General features: G+C 58.0%; 15 protein-coding genes. 1 reads left to right on the top strand and 14 read right to left on the bottom strand.

Annotation, left to right across the window (positions count from 1 at the left end; all coding sequences use genetic code 11):
* Positions 1-124 precede the first annotated feature (124 nt).
* From lysS to ACO0LO_RS00130, 4 genes are all read right to left on the bottom strand, one after another.
* Positions 125-1669: a lysine--tRNA ligase gene (lysS, locus tag ACO0LO_RS00145; RefSeq protein WP_422962169.1), complete on the bottom strand. Its 1545-nt coding sequence runs from the start codon at positions 1667-1669 to the stop codon at positions 125-127.
* A gap of 92 nt (positions 1670-1761) precedes the next feature.
* A protein-coding gene (gene prfB, locus ACO0LO_RS00140) for a peptide chain release factor 2 (protein ID WP_422962168.1) occupies positions 1762-2866 on the bottom strand; the annotation gives its coding sequence in 2 pieces (ribosomal slippage) (positions 1762-2784 and positions 2786-2866; 1104 coding nt in all).
* Positions 2867-2991: 125 nt separating this feature from the next.
* Positions 2992-3282, bottom strand: a complete 291-nt coding sequence (locus tag ACO0LO_RS00135; RefSeq protein WP_422962167.1) for a hypothetical protein — start codon at positions 3280-3282, stop codon at positions 2992-2994.
* A 171-nt stretch (positions 3283-3453) separates the two neighbouring features.
* Positions 3454-5709 (bottom strand): YgiQ family radical SAM protein, encoded by a 2256-nt coding sequence (locus ACO0LO_RS00130; RefSeq protein WP_422962801.1) that lies wholly within the window; start codon positions 5707-5709, stop codon positions 3454-3456.
* A gap of 354 nt (positions 5710-6063) precedes the next feature.
* Between ACO0LO_RS00130 and ACO0LO_RS00125 the strand changes: the two genes are divergently transcribed.
* Positions 6064-6993: a TraB/GumN family protein gene (locus ACO0LO_RS00125; RefSeq protein ID WP_422962166.1), complete on the top strand. Its 930-nt coding sequence runs from the start codon at positions 6064-6066 to the stop codon at positions 6991-6993.
* Positions 6994-7104: 111 nt separating this feature from the next.
* Here ACO0LO_RS00125 and ACO0LO_RS00120 read toward each other — a convergent pair whose 3' ends face one another.
* From ACO0LO_RS00120 to ACO0LO_RS00075, 10 genes are all read right to left on the bottom strand, one after another.
* Positions 7105-8457 carry an aminotransferase class V-fold PLP-dependent enzyme gene (locus ACO0LO_RS00120; protein WP_422962165.1) on the bottom strand — a complete coding sequence of 451 codons (1353 nt, stop codon included), beginning with the start codon at positions 8455-8457 and terminating at the stop codon, positions 7105-7107.
* Entirely contained in the window at positions 8457-10877 is a 2421-nt protein-coding gene (locus ACO0LO_RS00115; RefSeq protein ID WP_422962164.1) for a TonB-dependent receptor plug domain-containing protein, read from the bottom strand. Before ACO0LO_RS00115 ends, ACO0LO_RS00120 begins: the two co-directional genes overlap by 1 nt.
* Before the next feature lie 623 nt (positions 10878-11500).
* A complete protein-coding gene (gene recJ, locus ACO0LO_RS00110; protein ID WP_422962163.1) occupies positions 11501-13189 on the bottom strand; it encodes a single-stranded-DNA-specific exonuclease RecJ in 1689 nt (562 codons plus the stop codon).
* Positions 13186-14187, bottom strand: a complete 1002-nt coding sequence (locus ACO0LO_RS00105; protein ID WP_422962162.1) for a hypothetical protein — start codon at positions 14185-14187, stop codon at positions 13186-13188. Before ACO0LO_RS00105 ends, recJ begins: the two co-directional genes overlap by 4 nt.
* Before the next feature lie 81 nt (positions 14188-14268).
* Positions 14269-14922, bottom strand: coding sequence for a YoaK family protein (locus ACO0LO_RS00100; protein ID WP_422962161.1), 654 nt, complete (start codon positions 14920-14922; stop codon positions 14269-14271).
* Complete coding sequence (locus ACO0LO_RS00095; protein ID WP_422962160.1) at positions 14919-15347, bottom strand: DoxX family protein; 429 nt, start codon at positions 15345-15347, stop codon at positions 14919-14921. Before ACO0LO_RS00095 ends, ACO0LO_RS00100 begins: the two co-directional genes overlap by 4 nt.
* A gap of 47 nt (positions 15348-15394) precedes the next feature.
* Positions 15395-15547, bottom strand: coding sequence for a DUF1427 family protein (locus ACO0LO_RS00090; RefSeq protein WP_422962159.1), 153 nt, complete (start codon positions 15545-15547; stop codon positions 15395-15397).
* A gap of 2 nt (positions 15548-15549) precedes the next feature.
* Entirely contained in the window at positions 15550-15774 is a 225-nt protein-coding gene (locus tag ACO0LO_RS00085; protein ID WP_422962158.1) for a DUF1427 family protein, read from the bottom strand.
* A 24-nt stretch (positions 15775-15798) separates the two neighbouring features.
* Complete coding sequence (locus tag ACO0LO_RS00080; RefSeq protein ID WP_422962157.1) at positions 15799-17658, bottom strand: amidohydrolase; 1860 nt, start codon at positions 17656-17658, stop codon at positions 15799-15801.
* A gap of 186 nt (positions 17659-17844) precedes the next feature.
* Positions 17845-18498 (bottom strand): hydrolase, encoded by a 654-nt coding sequence (locus ACO0LO_RS00075; protein ID WP_422962156.1) that lies wholly within the window; start codon positions 18496-18498, stop codon positions 17845-17847.
* Between the last annotated feature and the right edge of the window lie 533 nt (positions 18499-19031).

The raw sequence follows: 19031 nt of genomic DNA, 5'->3' as shown, positions 1-19031 counted from the left end.
ATGGCATAAATACGGCAGTGCAGCAAAATTAATTTTTTAATATTGCAGGATGATGCTGCAAGCAAACAAAAAGGGCTGCATCGCAGCCCCTTCGTATAACGAGTATTCTGCTACACGAAAGCGTTTATTCTTCGCGGCGCAGATGAGGGAACAGGATCACGTCGCGGATGTTGGGTGAATCGGTGATCAGCATCATCAGCCTGTCTATACCGATACCGCAACCGCCGGTCGGAGGCATGCCGTATTCCAGCGCACGGATGAAGTCGGCGTCGTAGTACATCGCTTCTTCGTCGCCGGCATCCTTCGCGGCTACCTGAGCCTGGAAGCGGGCTGCCTGGTCTTCCGCGTCGTTCAATTCCGAGAAGCCGTTGGCAATTTCGCGGCCTGTCATGAACAGTTCAAAACGCTCGGTAATACCAGCCACAGTATCAGACGCGCGCGCCAACGGGGATACTTCCACCGGGTAGTCGATGATGAAGGTCGGTTCCCACAATTGCGCTTCCGCGGTTTCTTCAAACAGTGCGAGTTGCAATGCACCCAGACCGGCTGTTGCAAACGGCTTCACGCCGAATTTTTTCAGTTCGGCCTTGATGAACTCTGCATCCTGCAATTGTTCATTGGAGTAATGCGGAGCGTACTGGTTGATGGCGCCGGTAATCGTCATACGGCGGAAAGGCTTGCTCAGATCCAGTTCCTTGCCCTGGTAGGTCAGCACCGCTGTGCCGTGCGCATCAACGGCTGCCTTGCGGATCACCTGTTCGGTGAAGTCCATGATCCACTTGTATTCAACATAGGCCGCATAGAATTCCATCATCGTGAATTCAGGATTGTGGCGCGGCGATACGCCTTCATTGCGGAAGTTGCGATTGACTTCAAACACGCGGTCAAAGCCGCCGACGACCAGGCGCTTCAGGTACAGTTCCGGCGCGATGCGCAGGTACATTTCCATGTCCAGCGCATTGTGGTGCGTGATGAACGGCTTGGCTGCCGCGCCGCCGGGAATCACGTGCAGCATCGGCGTCTCCACTTCCATGAAGTCGTTGCTGGCCATGAAATTGCGGATCGACGTCATTGCCGCGGTGCGCGCCTTGAAAGTGCGGCGCGTGTCTTCGCTCATGATCAGGTCAACATAACGCTGACGGTATTTGGTTTCCTGGTCGGACAGGCCGTGAAACTTGTCCGGCAGCGGGCGCAGCGATTTGGTCAGCAGGCGCAGACCGGTGACCTTGACGGTCAGTTCATCGGTCTTGGTCTTGAACAAGGTGCCTTCCAGGCCCAGGATATCGCCCAGGTCGTAACGGCGGAAGGCTTCCATTTCCGCTTCGCCGGTTTTGTCAGTGGTGACATAAAACTGGATGCGGCCGTCGGCCTTGCTGCCGGAGGCATCCTGCAATACGGCAAAAGCAGCCTTCTTGCCGGCTTCGCGCCTCAGCATCATGCGGCCTGCAACCACGACCTGCATATTCATCTCTTCCAGTTCTTCGCGGGTCTTTTCGCCGTATTGTTCCTTCAGGTCCGCTGCCTTGTGCTGCGGGCGGAAATCATTCGGGAAGGCGACGCCGCCTTGCGCGCGGATGGCGTCCAGCTTGATGCGGCGCTCGGCAATGATGGAATTTTCATCTTGCGGCACTTCTGCGGCATCGTTTTGCGGAATGTTTTGTTCTGACATGGAATTATCTTTTTCTGTAGTTTGCTTGCGGCGGGTGAACTGCGGCTATGCTCGCCCGCCGGCTATCTATACCGTATGTACGCTGTGTCCGATTAAACGCCTTGCTTCAGCGAGGCGCCAATGAACTCATCCAGGTCGCCATCCAGCACGGCCTTGGTATTGCCTGTTTCAAAGCCGGTACGCAAATCCTTGATGCGGGACTGGTCCAGCACATAGGAACGGATCTGGTGACCCCAGCCCACGTCGGTCTTGGTGTCTTCCAGAGACTGCTTTTCACTCATGCGCTTGCGCAGTTCCAGTTCAAACAGTTTTGCTTTCAGCATTTCCCAGGCTTCGGCACGGTTGCGGTGCTGGCTACGGTCGTTCTGGCACTGCACGACAATGCCGGAAGGGCCGTGCGTCAGGCGCACCGCCGAATCGGTTTTATTGATGTGCTGTCCACCAGCGCCGGAAGCGCGGTAGGTATCCACGCGCACGTCGGCGGGGTTGATGTCGATGTCGAAAGACTCATCCACTTCCGGATAGACGAACAGGCTGGAGAACGATGTATGGCGACCGTTGGCGGAATCGAACGGCGACTTGCGCACCAGGCGGTGTACGCCGGTTTCCGTGCGCAGGAAGCCATAGGCGTATTCGCCCTCGACCTTCAGCGTTGCTGTCTTGATGCCTGCCACCTCGCCGTCGGACTGTTCCAGGATTTCCACCTTGAAGCCCTTGCGCTCGCAATAGCGCAGATACTGGCGCAGCAGCATGGATGCCCAATCCTGCGCTTCGGTACCGCCGGCGCCGGCCTGGATATCGATGAAGCAGTTGTTCGGATCCATGGGGTTGTTGAACATGCGGCGGAATTCCATGCCTTCGACCAGGCCTTTCAGCCCGTCAGCATCCTGCTCTATGGCTTCCAGCGTATCTTCGTCATTCTCTTCGCGCGCCATCGCGAACAAGTCGCGTGCGTCGCCCAGATCGGTGTCGATCTTGGTCAGCGTAAAGACGATCGCTTCCAGCGATTTTTTTTCCTTGCCCAGATCCTGGGCACGTTTGGGATCGTTCCAGACCGTAGGGTCTTCCAACTCGGCGTTGACTTGTTCCAGTTTCTCTGACTTTACATCGAAGTCAAAGATACCTCCGAAGTTCGGCTTCACGACCAGTCAGGTCGGAGAGCAGGGCGGACAGGCTATTGAGGCGTTCGGCTTCCATAATTCTTTTCGGTTGCAATCAAACCTTAAATTATACCCTAGCGGACGGCTGGCAGCCGCAAACTTGACAGAAATGCACAGCCGAAAGAGAGCGATTTGTGCCCTGGAGGTCGTGTCGGCATCACATTACCAGACCGAACTGGTCACGGTAGGTTTGCTGTTACGATGGCTTTCAAACCACTTGCTGAGATGCTGCTTGAAGCAGCCCGGGCAAATATGGTACTGGGTTTGCAGCGACTGGCCGCCATCGGGAAAGGATTCTTCCTCTTCCAGTTGGACCGTTGTGATGATCTTTTCATGGGATTCGCTGCCCCAGTTTTCATCCCATTTGGATTCGGCGCCGCAAACGTCGCAGGTGAGCTTGTCGAAAACCTCTTCCGTATGTTCCAGGATCAATACCGTCTTCATGTGCTTCATGATGTCTCCGATCTGCGTGGGATGGCGATTCAAACGTCGTGCAAAGACTGGATAGCGAGGTAAGCGGTTTCAGCAAATTGTACATCGGCAAGCCCGCGTGGACTTGTGAGGGGTTAAAAAAGGCTGCTCAAGTTTCCTGTGAGCAGCCTTTCGTTGCAAATCAGCAAATTCTTATTTGCGGCCCGATTTAACGGGTGCAGGTTTCGGCTTTGCGGTGTTGTATGACAGCGATGTGATGCGCGGCGCGGCGGCGATAGCGCTTGCGCCTGTCCTTGGCGCCGGTTTTTTGCCGAAGGTATTCATCTTCGGCGCGGCGATACGCTTACCGTTGACGATGCCGGTTGCCGTGGAAGGCACGGGAATCGCAGGCTGGCGCGAAGGGATCAGGTGCCTTTCACTGCTGCCTATCAGATCGCGGCGGCCCATGCGGACCAGCGCATCGTGAATGATTTCCCAGTTTTCCGGTGCGTGGTAACGCAGGAAAGCCTTGTGCAGCTTGCGCACTTTGCCGGCGCGCACGGTTTCCACCACTTCGGAATCCGCCGAGATTTTTTTCAGTGGGTTCTTGCGGGTATGGTACATCGTCGTTGCCAGCGCCATCGGCGTCGGCATGAAGGTCTGCACCTGGTCCAGCTTGAAATCGTATTTCTTCAGCCACAGCGCCAGGTTCAGCATGTCTTCATCGGTCGTGCCGGGATGGGCGGCGATGAAGTAGGGGATCAGGTATTGTTCCTTGCCTGCTTCCTTTGAATATTTGTGGAACATCGCCTTGAACTCGTCGTAGGCGCCCATGCCCGGCTTCATCATTTTCGACAAAGGTCCGGTTTCGGTATGTTCCGGCGCGATCTTCAGCAAGCCGCCCACATGGTGGGTGACCAGTTCCTTCACGTATTCAGGCGAGCGCACGGCCAGGTCGTAGCGCAGGCCGGAGCTGACCAGTATCTTCTTCACACCGGGGATGGCCCTTGCCTTGCGGTACAGCGAGATCAGCTTGCTGTGGTCGGTACCCAGGTTGGAGCAGATGCTCGGGTAGACGCAGGACAGGCGGCGGCAGGATTCTTCTATCTTTTTGTCCTTGCAGGCCAGCCGGTACATATTCGCGGTCGGGCCGCCTAGGTCGGAAATGGTGCCGGTAAAGCCTTTGACCTTATCGCGGATTTCTTCGATTTCTTTCAGGATCGATGGTTCGGAACGGCTCTGGATGATGCGGCCTTCATGCTCGGTGATGGAGCAGAAAGTGCAGCCGCCGAAGCAGCCGCGCATGATGTTGACCGAGAAGCGGATCATTTCCCACGCCGGGATGCGAGCCTTGCCGTAGCTCGGGTGCGGCGCGCGCGCATAGGCGCGGTCGTACACGCCATCCATCTCGTCCATGGCGAGCGGCAGCGGCGGCGGGTTCAGCCACACGTCGCGTTCGCCATGCGCCTGCACCAAGGCCTTGGCATTACCCGGATTGGCTTCCAGGTGGAACACCCGCGATGCATGCGCATACATGATCGGATCGTCCTTGATTTCTTCATACGAAGGCAGGCGGATCACCGTCTTCAGGTGCTTGTCCTTCAGCATGGCCTGGCGTTCTTCGCGGCTCATGATGCGGATGGCCTGCTGTTTGACAACATTGGCAACCGTTGCGGCGGCATCCGGGTTGCTGGCGTCTATGGTGCCTGGAATGCCAGCGGTGCTTGCCGTGTCGGCTGCATCCGGTGCATCCGTAGAGCACTTGGCTTCTTTTTCCGGAATCATCGCGTAAGGATCGGTATGCGCTTCCACCTTGCCCGGCGTATCCAGCTTGACGGAATTGGTCACACTCCATTCTTCCGACGGCAGCCAGCCGGCAGGGGTCATGAAAGCGGTGCCGCGCAGGTCGCGGATATCCTTGATGGCTTCGCCCGCAGCCAGCCTGTGCGTCAGGTCCACCAGCGCGCGTTCTGCATTGCCGAACAGCAGGATGTCAGCCTTGGAGTCCGGCAGCACGGAGCGTCTTACCTTGTCCGACCAGTAGTCGTAATGCGCAATGCGGCGCAGGCTGGCTTCTATGCTGCCGATGACGACGTTGGCATCCGGATACGCTTCGCGTGCCCTTTGTGCATATACCACCAGCGCGCGGTCGGGGCGCTTGTTGGGGTCGCCATGCGGCGTGTACGCATCTTCGGAGCGTATCTTGCGGTCCGACGTATAGCGATTCACCATCGAATCCATATTGCCCGCTGTGACGCCGAAATACAGGTTCGGCCTGCCCAGTGCGCGGAACGCTTCTGCCGAGTGCCAGTCCGGCTGGCTGATGATGCCGACGCGGAAGCCTTGATGTTCCAGCAGACGGCCCACCAGCGCCATACCGAAACTGGGATGGTCGATATAAGCGTCCCCGGTGATCAGGATCACGTCACAGCTATCCCAACCCAGCACATCCATCTCGGCGCGGGACATGGGCAGGAAAGGGGCAGGCGATTTGCTCAATGCCCGATGGCGGGGGTAGGAAAAGATATTTTTTGGCGCGATATTCATGGCCCGCATTGTACCGGAAAACGCATCATCCCGCTGGCGAGCAGGGTTATTTTTCTTAGAATAATCATAGGGTTGCAGATATTTTTGTTATAAATGCACAGGATTCCGGAGGCCGTGCGACCTGGGTTCCCGGTGCCAGCTTACGGCGTTGCCGGGCGCTTCGACCAGTGCTGCGTGCAGGCGCACGGTTTTACTCCCGCAATACGATGCGCTAAGCTGGCGGTTCCCAGGCACTTGCTGGGCTTTTCCTTCGGCTTACTTCGGATTCAGCAAATAATGAAGATCACCCCCCAAATTCTGTTCCGCTTTGCTGCGCAATTCCTGCTGGCGGCTTTTCTGGCAGCAGTGGCGGGCGCACAAGCCCAGGCTCTGAAAACCGATGCCGGCGGCCTTGCCTCGGCCTCGCAGCCGCTGCTATGGGAAGTGAAGGGGGATAAGAATTCGGTGTTCTTGCTGGGCTCCATCCATGTCGCCAGGCCGGATTTCTACCCTTTGCCCGCCTATGTGGAGCGCGCCTACCTGCAGGCCGACACGCTGGCGGTGGAAGTGGACCCCAGTGCGAGCGATGTCGCCGCCAGGATGGTTCCCTATCTGACGTATAAAGCGGAAGACAGCCTGCAAAAGCACGTTGCCCCCGCGACCTGGCAAAAATTATCGGCCAGGCTGGGGCCTTCGCTGGAGCAAATGAAGTCGCTCAAGCCTGCAATGCTGTCGGTGGTGATGGCCGTAGGTTTGTATGCCGACCTGGGTTTCAATCCCGATGCGGGTATAGACCTGCATTTTTTGGCGCGCGCCAAGGCCGACAAGAAAAGCCTGGTGGAACTGGAGTCAATCGAATTTCAAGCGGCCGTACTGGGAGGTTTGAGCGACCAGGATGGAGAGGCCATGCTGGCCGATGTGCTGGACGGTTTTGACAATGGCGAGGCAGTCGCCTACGTCAGGGATCTTGCCAAGGCATGGAAAGCCGGCGATGAAAAAGGCCTGGCTGAGCAACTGTCCAAAGAGGCAGGCAAGGACCCAGGCTCCGCCAGGGTCATGAAACTGTTGATAGACGACCGCAACCCGGAGATGGCAAATAAAATCGGCAGGCTGTTCCGCGACGGCCGCAAAGTTTTTGTCGTTATCGGCGCAGGCCACCTCGTCGGCGACGGCAGCGTGGTGGACCTGCTGCGCAAACAGGGTCTGACGGTAACGCAAGTCAAATAATCCGGATTAGTACAACCTGCAAGACCGTAAAGACACGATCTTGCAGGTTCACATCATTGTCCGAGAACCGTTTTTGTGTAGACGCACCCTGGGGCATTGATAAAGCAGTGACTACGCAGAGGCAGCAATCTTATGTAGCGCTACGACCAGCTTATCCATGTCGCTTTCCGGCGTGAAAACCGATGGCGTCACGCGCACGCAGGATCCTGAAGCCAAACCGTCGCGGTATACGGTGAAAATGCCATGTTCTTCTAGCAGACGCTTCGATAGCGCGATATTTTCAGCCAGCGATGTACGCCCTTTCAGGCGGAACGACGCAATGGCGCTGGTGAGTTGCGGGTCTGAGGAAGCGAGTATCTCGATACCGGCGATCTTGCGCGCCGGCTCGACCCAGCGGTTACGCAGCAGCCGCAATCGGGCTTGCTTGTTGGCTACGCCAACCTGGCCATGCAGTTCCAGCGCCAGCGGCAGGGTCATGAAGGCGGCGAAGTTGGCCGTGCCTGTGTGCACGCGCGGGTAGATGCTGTTGCTTTCTGGCTGGCCCATGTAGGGATCGATATCCTGGACCCGGCCGCGCTTGATGTACACCGCACCTACGCCGACCGGCGCACCTATCCATTTGTGCAGGTTGATGCCAACAAAGTCGGCCTGCAGATCAGGGATGCGCATATCCAGCTGGCCAAAACCATGCGCGGTGTCGACGATGACGTCGACACCGCGTGCACGTGCCATGCTGGCGATCTGCGCTACTGGCAAGACCATGCCGTTGCGGTGGTTAACATGGGTCAGTAACAGTAATTTGAGGCGCGGGTGCTGGTCGAGCGCCTTAGCGTAGCAGGCAATCACCGATTCATGCGTAGCCGGCTCCGGCAGGTTGATGGTGGCCACGTCAACGCCGCGGCGCTGCTTCAACCAGCGCATGGCGTCTATCATGCTATCGTAGTCAACGTCAGCGTAAAGCACCGTATCGCCACTGCCCAGATGGCGGTAGCCACTGATCAGCGCCTGTAGTGCTTCGGTGGCGCCGCGTGTGAAAACGATTTCATCGGGTGACACCCCTAGCGCCGCAGCCGTGCGCTGAAGCGCCGCTTTGTAGTCGCCGGGAAAATCGGTGCGGGCATACCAGGAATTGCCGCGGTTGACCTTGGCGGTATGGTCCTGGTAAGCCTCCAGCACCGGGCGCGCCATCGAACCCCAAAAACCGTTGTCCAGCAACACCACCCGGTCGTCCATGTCGTACTGGGCTGCCACGCTGGCCCAATATTGCCGATTCTGCGCTAGCGCCTCGGGACTCACGCCGGCCGGCGGCGCCGGCATGGCCGCAGATACCGGCACGGGCGCGCTGGATAAGCCGGATGTTATGGCTGCTTCTGAAGGCGTTGCCGCCAGCGCGACCTGCGCCAGCGGCAGCAGTACACCGGCGCGCAACCACGCGCGCCGGGCCTTGCTCGTGTGATCATCCATTAAAATTTCATCCGATATTCGACATACAAGTTGCGTCCGTCGGTGTCGTAGGGTGCGTTGCGCGAGTAGATCAGGCCGCGGCTGGCCTGGAATGTGGCTTCGTCCGGATACTTGTTGAGCACATTGTCAACGCCCACTTTTAGCGATTGCGTTTTGCTGATCTTGTAGCTGGCGGCCAGATCAAGGAAGCGCATCGCGCCGAAACGCTGGAAGATGTCGCCGGTGGCGTTACCGCTACTGTCGGTCCATGCGCCGTAATAACGCACGCGCGCCAGAGCACTCCACTGAGCTATGTCATAAGTGCTGCTGAAGGTGGCCTTATTACGCGGCAGCATCTGCTCGAACACGATGCGCTGGGCCGAGTTGGTCACTACGCTGGAATTGCCATTGTCGACCCTGGTGATGTTGTAGTTGTATGCGGCTGTCAAATTGAGGCGGCCGCCACCAATGTTACGCAGATAGTTGCTGACGATGTCGACGCCCTTGGTGGTCGTGTCGAAATCATTGGTGAAATAGTTGATTGACGTGTAGTGCAGCGGATTGGGAACGCCAGCCGGTATGGCAAACGAAGCCGAGGTGCTGAAGCGGTCGCTTACCTTGATGTCATACACGTCTACCGAGCCGGAGAAGCCATCACTGCTTTTCCAGGTCAGACCCACGGACAGGTTTTTCGATTTTTCCGGTTTCAGTGCCTTGGCGCCGAGCTGGACCGCAAGCGGATCGTTGACGGAAAGGCGGCCACTGGTGAACAGTTGCAGCGTGGTGGTATCCAGGCCCTGGGTAGTGCTGCTTGTGTTGAGCTGGCCTGGTGTCGGTGCGCGGAAACCGGTAGAGTAGGAGCCGCGCAGCGCGAAGTCCGGCGTTATCGCGTAACGCGCAGACAGCTTGCCGTTGACAGTATCGCCGAACTCGGAAAAATGTTCGTAGCGGGCTGCACCGCCCACGCTGAAGCGTTCGGTAAATGGCACTTCAACGTCGAGGAAGGCGGCATAGCTGTTCTCGGACCAGTTGCCGGCCTGGCGATCGCTAAAGCCTGGCGACCCATTGGAATTGGCGTCGAGCCCCAGTGCTGCGCCCGGCCCCACTGCATAAGATGCAGGATCCCCGGCGTTGACCCCGTAGGTTTCCTTGCGAAGTTCTGTGCCGAAGGCCACGTTCACCGGCTGCGACAAGCCGGCCACGGGCATCTCATAGTTAAAACTTGCATTGAGAATTTTTTCTTCTTGCGACAGCTGGCCCAGGTAGAACGATGTCGGGCTGGTCGGTCCCAGCGAGGCATTGATCGAATTGCCCAGATGGTAGTCTATACGGTTACGGCCGAACGAACCGCTGACATCCCAAGCCAGGCTGTCGACGAAACGGCCGCGCAGGCCGGCTACCAGTTGCAGGTCGGTCTGTTTGTTCGAATATTGCGGGCTGTAGCCCGTTGGATAGAGCGAGCGCAGATTCCAGCCCGGGAATAGGGTGGTGACCTTGTAGGAGCCAGGAGTGGTGTCGGGATTGCGCCAGTTGAAATCGGAAGTGCCGTCACTGTCGCCATACATCAAGTAGCTGTATAGGGTGGTGGTGTCGGACAGATCGACGGTGGCGTTGTAGCCGATGCGTTTGTTTTCCAGATCAGGCTGGCCCCAGCGCTGCACCGGGTTCGGTACATTCAGGTCGGGGTGGGCGGCTTGGAAGGCGATGGCGTCGGGTCGTTGCCGCGTGCGTGAGGTCGGATCCGATTTGCTCAGTTCGGTGAAAAGCGTGACACGGCCGGTCTCGCCAAAGGTAAAGCCGGTCTTGCCGTTGAATTCTTTGGCTAAGCCGTCACCGGCGGTATAGCGCGACGCGTGCAGCGACACGTCGGTGTCGATGCTGTCGTCGAGGATGATGTTGATGACGCCTGCAATAGCATCCGAGCCGTACTGTGCGGACGCGCCGTCGCGCAGCACTTCGATGCGTTTAATTGCGCTGACCGGAATTTGCGCAAGATCGGCGGCCTGGGCGCCACGTGCGCCGAGCAGGGCGCTGCGGTGGAAGCGCTTGCCGTTCACGAGTACCAGAGTCTGGTCCGGCGACAGGCCACGCAGCGTGGCAGGGCGAACGAACACCTGGCCGTCCGCCAGCGGCAGGCGCTGCACGACGAAAGAGGGCACCAGCTGCGCCAACACGCTATTGAGATCGTTCGATTCAACCGAGGCAATGTCATCGCGGGTGAATACGTCGACCGGCGCCATGGTATCGAACTGCGTGCGGTTGGATCGGTGCGTGCCGGTGACGATCACGTTTTCGGTTGCGCTTTCCGGCGCTGCGGCTGCGGTCTGGGAAGCTGGGGCATTGGAGCCGGTGCTGGTTTGTGCATAAGCTGGCATGTAGGCGCTGGCTGATGCGGCGAGCAGCGCGACAGCGCTTGCAATGTGGGTACGTTGGAATGTCATGAGGCAGGTCTTTATAATGATAGTCAGTAATCTAGTGTTCTGCTAAAAAAACCGGGGATTCCCCGGACGCACGTGAGACATACGTAAGAATACGTAGAGAATACGCAAGAGGTGCCGCACGGCCTTGGGCTAATTGAAGTGGCTAGGGCAAGCGCATCTTATAGAGCACTTGTTACACGCTTATTACTTGCGTGCAAATGTTTAGCGATGCTCGCGAGGACCAATAGTTTTGATAGGGTTGCCGTCATGAATGCACCGTCTGAACAGAAGTGCAGGGCTAGCTCAAGGGGAAAACACAGCGCGACGCCGAAGGCTTGTGGCTAGCCCTGTAGAGGCTAAGACGTGTGCGCTAACAAGAAATTTCGGCGAGGCTTCGATAGCGCTCTGCCTAGGCACTAAAGGATTTGTCGCAAAGCCGGCTCAGACTGGCGAGCCGGCATGCAAGTAGCCGACGCCGATAGCGTCAGCCACTGAAAAAATATCTCGTCGTGATGATGACGCGGTGATGACCTTGTGATTGCGCTGTGGTAATCGCGATACGCTCACCGACGATGTGATTGTGTCTGTGAGCCAAAGCATCTGCATCCAGATGCGGGGTTTCAGCTGCGGCTTGCAAAGACGCTTTATTCCACGTGTTCCACCATCAATTGCACTCGCGTCACACCATTGTACTCATTCGCGTCCAGCCTGAACGCGACTTTGACCTTGTCGGCCAGGGTGTCGGTATGGCCGAACCAGATTGCGTCGTAGCGCTGGCCGTTCCTTTCCAGCAGCAGCTTCAGGTGGCGCTCTTTCAGGATACGCTGGGAAATCAGCCTGAATTCATCGCAGAAGACCGGTGGCGCAAATCCCTGGCCCCAGACCTGGCTGTCCAGCACACTGATGAAGTCGGTGGTGTAGTAGGCATCTTCCAGCGGGCCGTCGGTTTCTACCACTCTTTCCAGCTGGTGCTGCTGTAGCCAGCTTTGGCCGACCGCTTCAAACGCCGCCTGGAAGGCCGGCAGGTCGTCCGCGCGTATGGTCAGGCCGGCCGCCATTGCGTGGCCGCCGAATTTCTGGATCAGCGTGGGCGCATGTTTGGAAACCAGGTCCAGCGCGTCGCGCAGGTGGAAACCGGGAATGGAGCGGCCGGATCCCTTGATCAGCCCTTCGCCGCCGGGTGCAAAGGTGATGGTGGGCCGGTAGAACTTGTCTTTCAGGCGGGACGCGACAATGCCGATGACGCCCTGGTGCCAGCCTTCGTCGAACACGGTGATGGTGCAGCTGTCCTGGGGTTTGAAATTGTCCAGCAGCGCCAGCGCGGTATCCTGCATTTCGGCTTCTATCTCGCGCCGGTCTCGGTTGATGGCGTCCAGCTGTTGCGCGATATCCCAGGCGCGGCCCTCGTCGTCGGTGGTCAGGCATTCTATGCCCAGCGCCATGTCGGCCAGGCGGCCCGCTGCATTCAGCCGTGGGCCCAATGCAAATCCGAGGTCGAAGGGGCTGGCAGTGCGCGCCTCGCGGCCCGCTGCGCGGAACAATGCCGCGATGCCGGCATGCATGCGGCCCGCGCGCATGCGCTTGATGCCTTGCGCCACCAGGATGCGGTTATTCGCATCCAGCCTGACGACGTCAGCTACCGTGCCCAGCGCCACCAGGTCCAGCAGCGTATCCAGCTTGGGCTGGTTCTGCGTGTCGAAGATGCCGCGTTTGCGCATCTCCGCGCGCAGCGCCAGCAGCACGTAGAACATCACGCCGACACCGGCCAGGTTCTTGCTGGGGAAGCCGCAATCCGGCTGGTTGGGATTGACGATGACGCATGCGTCCGGCAGGGTGTCTGCCGGCAGGTGATGGTCGGTGACGACCACTTCTATGCCCAGCGCGTTGGCCGCGGCCACGCCATCTATGCTGGCAATGCCGTTATCGACGGTGACGATGATGTCGGGCGATTTTTCCCTGACGGTCAGTGCGACGATTTCCGGCGTCAGCCCGTAGCCGTATTCAAAACGGTTGGGCACGATGTAGTCAACCTGCGCGCCCAGCATGCGCAAGCCGCGCAGGCCCACTGCGCAGGCGGTCGCGCCATCGCAGTCATAATCGGCGACGATAACCATACGTTTGTTCTGTGCAATGGCGTCCGCCAGGAAGACGGCGGCCTTGTCGATATGCAGTAGGCTCGCCGGCGCGATCAGCGCATTCAGCTCGGTTAGCAGTTCTGCCGTTTCCCTGGTGCCGCGCGCCGCATACAGCCTGGCGAGCACAGGGTGTACGCCGCTTTGGCGCAGCATTTCGGAATCGCGCAGCGAATAGCTGCGGGTGGTGATGCGTGTCATGGTCGGGCCAGGGAAATAAGCGGTGTGAATGAAGGTTTGATCCAGAATTTGCGCAGTGACCAGGGCGTTGTGGTGAAGTCCGCCAGCGTTGCTGCATCGGTGGCGCTCAGCGTCAGCCGGTCCAGATTGCCATTTTGCAGGGCAGTTGCAACAGGTGCATACCAGGCCGCTTCCAATGCATGCATGGCGTCCAGCCACGCGCCCCAGTCTTCATTCAATGCAGGCTCCAGCAGCGCATCGAGCAAGATGCGGCCGCTGCCTGCCGCAATGGCCGCATCTGCCTGTGCGTTGGCGGCGTAAGGATTTTTTTGCTGCGACACCTGCGAACTGCCGCCCCATAGCCAGACCGAATTGACAGGTTTCAGGCCCTGCATCTCGCGTTCGTTGTTGACTTTGTCAGTGAACCACTGCATCTGGATTTCATTTTGCAGCTTGCGCCATTGCAGTTCATTGCCGCCTTTGGCCATCCAGATATCGATATTGTGGCCGCAGGCCGCGTCCGGGGTGGCGGTTTGCATGCCGGCCCAGTCATCGGCGCGCAGGAACCAGGTGTGGGCGTCGCCGTACAGCAGCGTCTTGCCGAGTTCTTCGCAGATGGTGTGGGCGGACGCAAACAGTGCGCGTGCCTCGGCTTCGCTGATGCCCAGCCGGCGCTGGTCTGTGAGCACCAGGTGGTCCCTGGCGATGTGGATATGCATGGGGCTGAGCGTAAACCAGTGGCCTTCAGCCGGTGTCAGGCCCAGCGCCTGCATCTTGTCGCGCGTGTCGGCGGGGCTGGAGGCAGAAAAGTCCTGTCTGGCAGCGGTGTCCGTGACGCCACCAGACAACAGGGCTTCGTGCGGCAAAAGCCGGGAAAATTCCTCGAACTGGCGGGTATGGAGCGTCTTGGCCCTCGATATCAGCAACGATAAGGCTGGAACTTTCAGTTCCCTGGCCAGATCCTGGGCCAAAGGGAGGGGCGGGATGGCAAACGGCAGCAATAGTTCTAGATGTTTCATGCCGCCATTTTAGGGCAAACACCGGGGCTAGTCTAAAAAATGGTTTCACCGCGGTGTTGAGGCTACGATTTCCTGAGCATATTATTCGCTCACGGCAAACCAGCCGAGGATCACGATCGGCAGCAGCAGTGCCCAGAATTGCAAATGCACATAGGCAAACGCGCCGCCGATGGCGCCCACGCCAAACGCCACAATGGGCCATAAAAACTTCGTGATCCTGCCGCGCACAGCGGTATCGGCGCTGCCGCGCAGGATATCGACGAGGTCGATCACCAGTTGCGTCACGTTGCCTGTCATGACCGTCGTGGGCGCGATATCGCTTAGCGCAAGCCGGCTGGCGGCATTCTGCACCCCCATTGCCGCCGCACCCGACATGCCTGCCAGAAGCACGATGAGGGCCTCCGTATCCTGGATGGGCAGCGCAAAATAGCCCAGCAACATGAAAGCCGTGAGGAAGCTGACCTGTACCGCAAACAAGGTGCGCAAAGGCGCTTTGCCGCTGCGTTCCAGCCAGATCACGATCATGCGTGTTAGCGCTACTGCGCCCACAAATGCAGGAAAAGCCAGGAATTTGATCAGCACGCCGTGGGACGGGCGTGCCAGCTCGCTACCGATCAGCACGAAGTTACCGGTTACATGAGCAGTAAACAAGCCAAACAGCGCAACAAAACCTACCGTATCGACATAGCCGGCAGTGAATCCCAGGCCTATGCCCAATGCCCTGTTCTGGCTCATGAAAGGCCTCGCTGGCCGCGTTTTGCATCCATTGAATAGCGGCCCGGTCCTGCAAGCGCAATTGCGCCGAACACGATCAGCAGCAGCCAGCCGAACTGGCCGTCGGCAATGCTCCAGTCCGGATGGACAAACAGCATGGCCACCAGCAGCAGCGCGATTACCGGCAATGCAGCCAGCCGGGTCAGCAGGCCGATGGCGATCAGCACTGGGCAAAGCACTTCGGCAAACAGCGCAAACCACAGGGAAAAGCTGGCGCCGAGATGGAACGGGTCTTCAATATGCTGCAGTTCGGTGCTGTAATGAAGCAGCTTGGGAATGCCGTGTACATACAGCAGCAGCGCGGCACCGGTCAGGCGCAGGTACAGCAGGCCCAGATCGGGCGAGGGCAGCGGAACGGAGTTCCGTGTCTTGATGGAAGTATGCATGATGCGAGTCCTTGTCTGTGTTATCTGTGCTATCTGTATTATCCGAGTTATGCGAATTTTCCGGCAATGACAAAACCGGCCGTCATTGCCACTACCAGCAACGCGCCTATCGGCGTAGGCGGGGCGGGCGAGGGGATGTCCAACCAGCGGCATACCGCGCCTATTGCCAGGCCAAGGCCGGCGCCTATCAGGATATCCATGTTTATTTCCTTTCTTTCTCTATCGCATGGCCGCCGCAAAATTGCTTGTTCTTGGCAGCGCGCGACACCAGGAAACGGTCTACCAGCCAGTAGCCGACGCTCATCATGAATACGAGGAAGGCGCCGGTCAGCACCGGCGGCGACGGCACAGGTATGTGCAGCAGCTGGCAGCCCACGCCGGTAACGAAGGACAGGACCAGGCCGAGCAGAATTTTTGAATACGACATGATGAATCTCCTTACTCGGAATGGTCAGAACGCGAAGCAGCTGCAGCCCAGCGTGCCCCAGAAGCCGGAGAAATCCGACACTGGCACTGACGACTTGCGTGCCCTGTCATGCGAGTGGCCATGCACGCCGCAAGAGCCTATGCACTGATGTGGCAGCAAGGCCTTCTGCTGTTGCTGGCCTTTGGCCGCTGCACGGTAGTGTCCCGGTACCTGGGTTACCGGTGACCAGTCCGGCAGCACTGGAATGGCAGGCGGCGACAGCGGCGTGAATTCTGCCGCGCCGTACACGATACGGCCATCCACCACGGTCAGGACCGATTCGATGGACTTGATGCTGTCCTCATCCACACTGAAAAAATCCGCCGACAGGACTGCCAGGTCGGCCAGCTGGCCGGTCTTGATCTGCCCCTTCTTGCCCTGCTCATTCGAAAACCAGCTGCTGCCTGTGGTCCACAAGGCCAAGGCGGTGTCGCGTGACAGCCGTGCCGGGTTGTCGTACAGGCGCATGCCGCCGACCGTGCGGCCGGACACCAGCCAGTACAGCGCCGTCCACGGGTTGTAGCTGGCGACGCGTGTTGCGTCGGTGCCGGCGCCGACAGGGATGCCCGCATCCAGCATGCGCGCGATCGGCGGCGTCAGCTTGGCGGCTTCCGTGCCATAGCGTTCGACAAAATATTCTCCCTGGAAGGCCATCCTGTGCTGGATCGCAATGCCTCCGCCCAGCTCGCGTACCCGTTCTATATTGCGCGGCGAGATGGTTTCCGCATGGTCGAACAGCCAATGCAGGCCGTCGAAAGGAATATCCCGGTTGACCTTTTCAAACACGTCCAGCATGCGGCTGATGGATTCGTCATAGGTCGCATGCAGGCGGAACGGCCAGCGCTGACTGACCAGATGCCGCACCACCTTCTCCAGTTCATCTTCCATGCCTGCCGCGAGGTCGGGGCGCGGTTCCAGGAAATCCTCAAAGTCCGCCGCTGAAAATACCAGCATTTCGCCGGCGCCGTTGTGCCGGTAAAAATCGCTGCCGTCGCCCGGTTTTACCATCTGTGTCCATTCCTGGAAATCTTCCAATTCCTGGCCTTTTCTTTGCGTGAACAGGTTGTAGGCTATCCGTACTGTCAACTGCTGTTCCTTGGCCAGCTGGTCAATGATTTCGTAGTCCTCCGGATAATTCTGAAAGCCACCGCCGGCATCGATCGCACTGGTCAGGCCCAACCGGTTCAGTTCTCGCATGAACTGGCGGGTGGAATTGACCTGCTGGTCCAGCGGCAGCTTCGGTCCCTTGGCCAGGGTCGCGTACAGGATCATTGCGTTCGGGCGCGCAATCAGCATGCCGGTAGGGTTGCCGGAGGCATCTCGCTGGATTTCGCCGCCGGGTGGATTCGGTGTATCTTTTCCATAGCCGACCGCCTTTAAGGCGGCGCGGTTCAGCAGCGCGCGGTCGTACAGGTGCAGGATGAATACCGGCGTATCAGGCGCCGCTGCATTGATTTCGTCCAGCGTAGGCATGCGCTTTTCGGCGAACTGGAATTCGGTCCAGCCGCCGACCACGCGCACCCATTGCGGATGCGGCGTGCGCAGCGCCTGTTCCTTGAGCATGCGCAGTGCGTCCGCCAGCGATGGAACTCCTTCCCAGCGCAATTCCAGGTTGTAGTTCAGGCCGCCTCGGATCAGGTGGATGTGGGAATCGTTCAGGCCGGGAATTGCGGTGCGGCCCTGCAGGTCTATCATTTTTGTGGACGAAGCCTGGTGCTGCTGCATTTCTTCCATGTCGCCAACCGCCAGGAACTTGCCGTCCTTGATGGCGACTGCGCCAGCCAGAGGCTGCTCGCGGTTGACGGTGTGAAATTTGCCGTTGAAAAGTATGGTGTCTGCTGACATGCCGGGCTCCCTGATTCTGATGTTATATAGTCGTTCCGGGATTCATTGATCAGCAATGCGGGTATGCTGGTCAATGAATATTGGACTGGGGTTTCACCCGCCGGCGAGGCGGCGGGTGTATTCGGTAAGGCTATTGGATGAGGCTGCTTGTGAGTCTGCTTATGAATCTATTGACGTACTGAAAAATCAGTGGCCTTCACTCGCGTTGAACATTGCTTTTGCATAGATCAGGCCCAGGCCGTATCCGCCGCCATTGGTGATGGCTGTTGCGACGGTTTCATTATAGGTTTCGCCGCGTGCCCAGTCGCGCTGAAGTTCCAGTAAATATTGTAACGAGGTCATCGGCCGGGCACCTGCCTGTATCATGCGCTCCATCGCGCGCTGATGGGCTTCATCCGATACGTCGCCGCTGGCGTCTGCAATGACATACACCTCGAAGCCCTGGTCCAGAGCAGACAATGCGGGGCCGACGATGCAGACCGAGGTCCACAATCCTGCGAGCACGATCTTGTCCTTGCCAATAGCGTTGACCCTGTCGGCAATGCGGCTGTCTTCCCAAGTGTTCATCGTAGTACGGTCGATTACTGTTTCGTTCGGGAACGTCGATTTGATTTCATCAAACATCGGTCCCGAGAAAGATTTTTCTGCCACGGTAGTCAGTATGGTGGAAACCTTGAACTCCTTCGCTGCCTTGGCAACCAGTGCCGCATTGTTGCGCAGCAAGACAGGATCTATCGATTTGGTGGCAAACGCCATTTGCGACTGGTGGTCGATCATGATCAGAGTGTGGTTGCTGCCGTTGAGCAAAGTTTTACCTGGTTGAGCTTTTGCGATTGCCATGCTGTTCTCCAATAATGAAAAGTTAAATTTAATTTAATGTTATAAAAGTAATTTTGGTGATATTCATCAGTTTATTTTCAGAATTTTCGATATTTAATCTGGTAAAGCTGGTTGCGGCTTCCCTTCTTGATACTGTCGCCCTGAGCTGATGAATCACAGTATGGACGTAATAATTAAGAAAGAAAAACGGAAAATTTGCGTTTCTATTATCGAAAATATCGAATATTAAAATTGAAAGAAAAATGAGATCAATTTGAAGGGCGCTTATTTAGCATCCGTTCAAGTGCTTCCTTGGCAGGCAGGTGGATACCTGTGCGCATTTCCACGTCCGATTGACAGACTTGGCATTAATTTTGTGGCAAGATAGTGCGGCTGTAGAGTGCATCTGCGGCAGCCTGTTCCTACATAAAAGGCAAAGGCTGATTGCCGAGGTAGGCGGGAAGAAGTCTTCCCTTATGCAACGAGAAACTGAGCCAATAAGAGAAATCACGATGAAGAGAGCCTTGGCCATCAATTGCGTGACATTGGGTGGA

The sequence above is a fragment of the Undibacterium sp. TJN25 genome, assembly GCF_049339885.1.
Taxonomy (GTDB): Bacteria; Pseudomonadota; Gammaproteobacteria; order Burkholderiales; family Burkholderiaceae_D; genus Undibacterium.
The sequence above is the reverse complement of the archived record's forward strand: the minus strand, read 5'-3'. Positions and strand labels throughout refer to the sequence as shown.

Coding starts and splice junctions, on each gene's coding strand:
- lysS (WP_422962169.1), bottom strand. CDS start 1,669: ATGTCAGAACAAAACATTCCGCAAAACGATGCCGCAGAAGTGCCGCAA.
- ACO0LO_RS00135 (WP_422962167.1), bottom strand. CDS start 3,282: ATGAAGCACATGAAGACGGTATTGATCCTGGAACATACGGAAGAGGTT.
- ACO0LO_RS00130 (WP_422962801.1), bottom strand. CDS start 5,709: ATGTCCCGCGCCGAGATGGATGTGCTGGGTTGGGATAGCTGTGACGTG.
- ACO0LO_RS00125 (WP_422962166.1), top strand. CDS start 6,064: ATGAAGATCACCCCCCAAATTCTGTTCCGCTTTGCTGCGCAATTCCTG.
- ACO0LO_RS00120 (WP_422962165.1), bottom strand. CDS start 8,457: ATGGATGATCACACGAGCAAGGCCCGGCGCGCGTGGTTGCGCGCCGGT.
- ACO0LO_RS00115 (WP_422962164.1), bottom strand. CDS start 10,877: ATGACATTCCAACGTACCCACATTGCAAGCGCTGTCGCGCTGCTCGCC.
- recJ (WP_422962163.1), bottom strand. CDS start 13,189: ATGACACGCATCACCACCCGCAGCTATTCGCTGCGCGATTCCGAAATG.
- ACO0LO_RS00105 (WP_422962162.1), bottom strand. CDS start 14,187: ATGAAACATCTAGAACTATTGCTGCCGTTTGCCATCCCGCCCCTCCCT.
- ACO0LO_RS00100 (WP_422962161.1), bottom strand. CDS start 14,922: ATGAGCCAGAACAGGGCATTGGGCATAGGCCTGGGATTCACTGCCGGC.
- ACO0LO_RS00095 (WP_422962160.1), bottom strand. CDS start 15,347: ATGCATACTTCCATCAAGACACGGAACTCCGTTCCGCTGCCCTCGCCC.
- ACO0LO_RS00090 (WP_422962159.1), bottom strand. CDS start 15,547: ATGGATATCCTGATAGGCGCCGGCCTTGGCCTGGCAATAGGCGCGGTA.
- ACO0LO_RS00085 (WP_422962158.1), bottom strand. CDS start 15,774: ATGTCGTATTCAAAAATTCTGCTCGGCCTGGTCCTGTCCTTCGTTACC.
- ACO0LO_RS00080 (WP_422962157.1), bottom strand. CDS start 17,658: ATGTCAGCAGACACCATACTTTTCAACGGCAAATTTCACACCGTCAAC.
- ACO0LO_RS00075 (WP_422962156.1), bottom strand. CDS start 18,498: ATGGCAATCGCAAAAGCTCAACCAGGTAAAACTTTGCTCAACGGCAGC.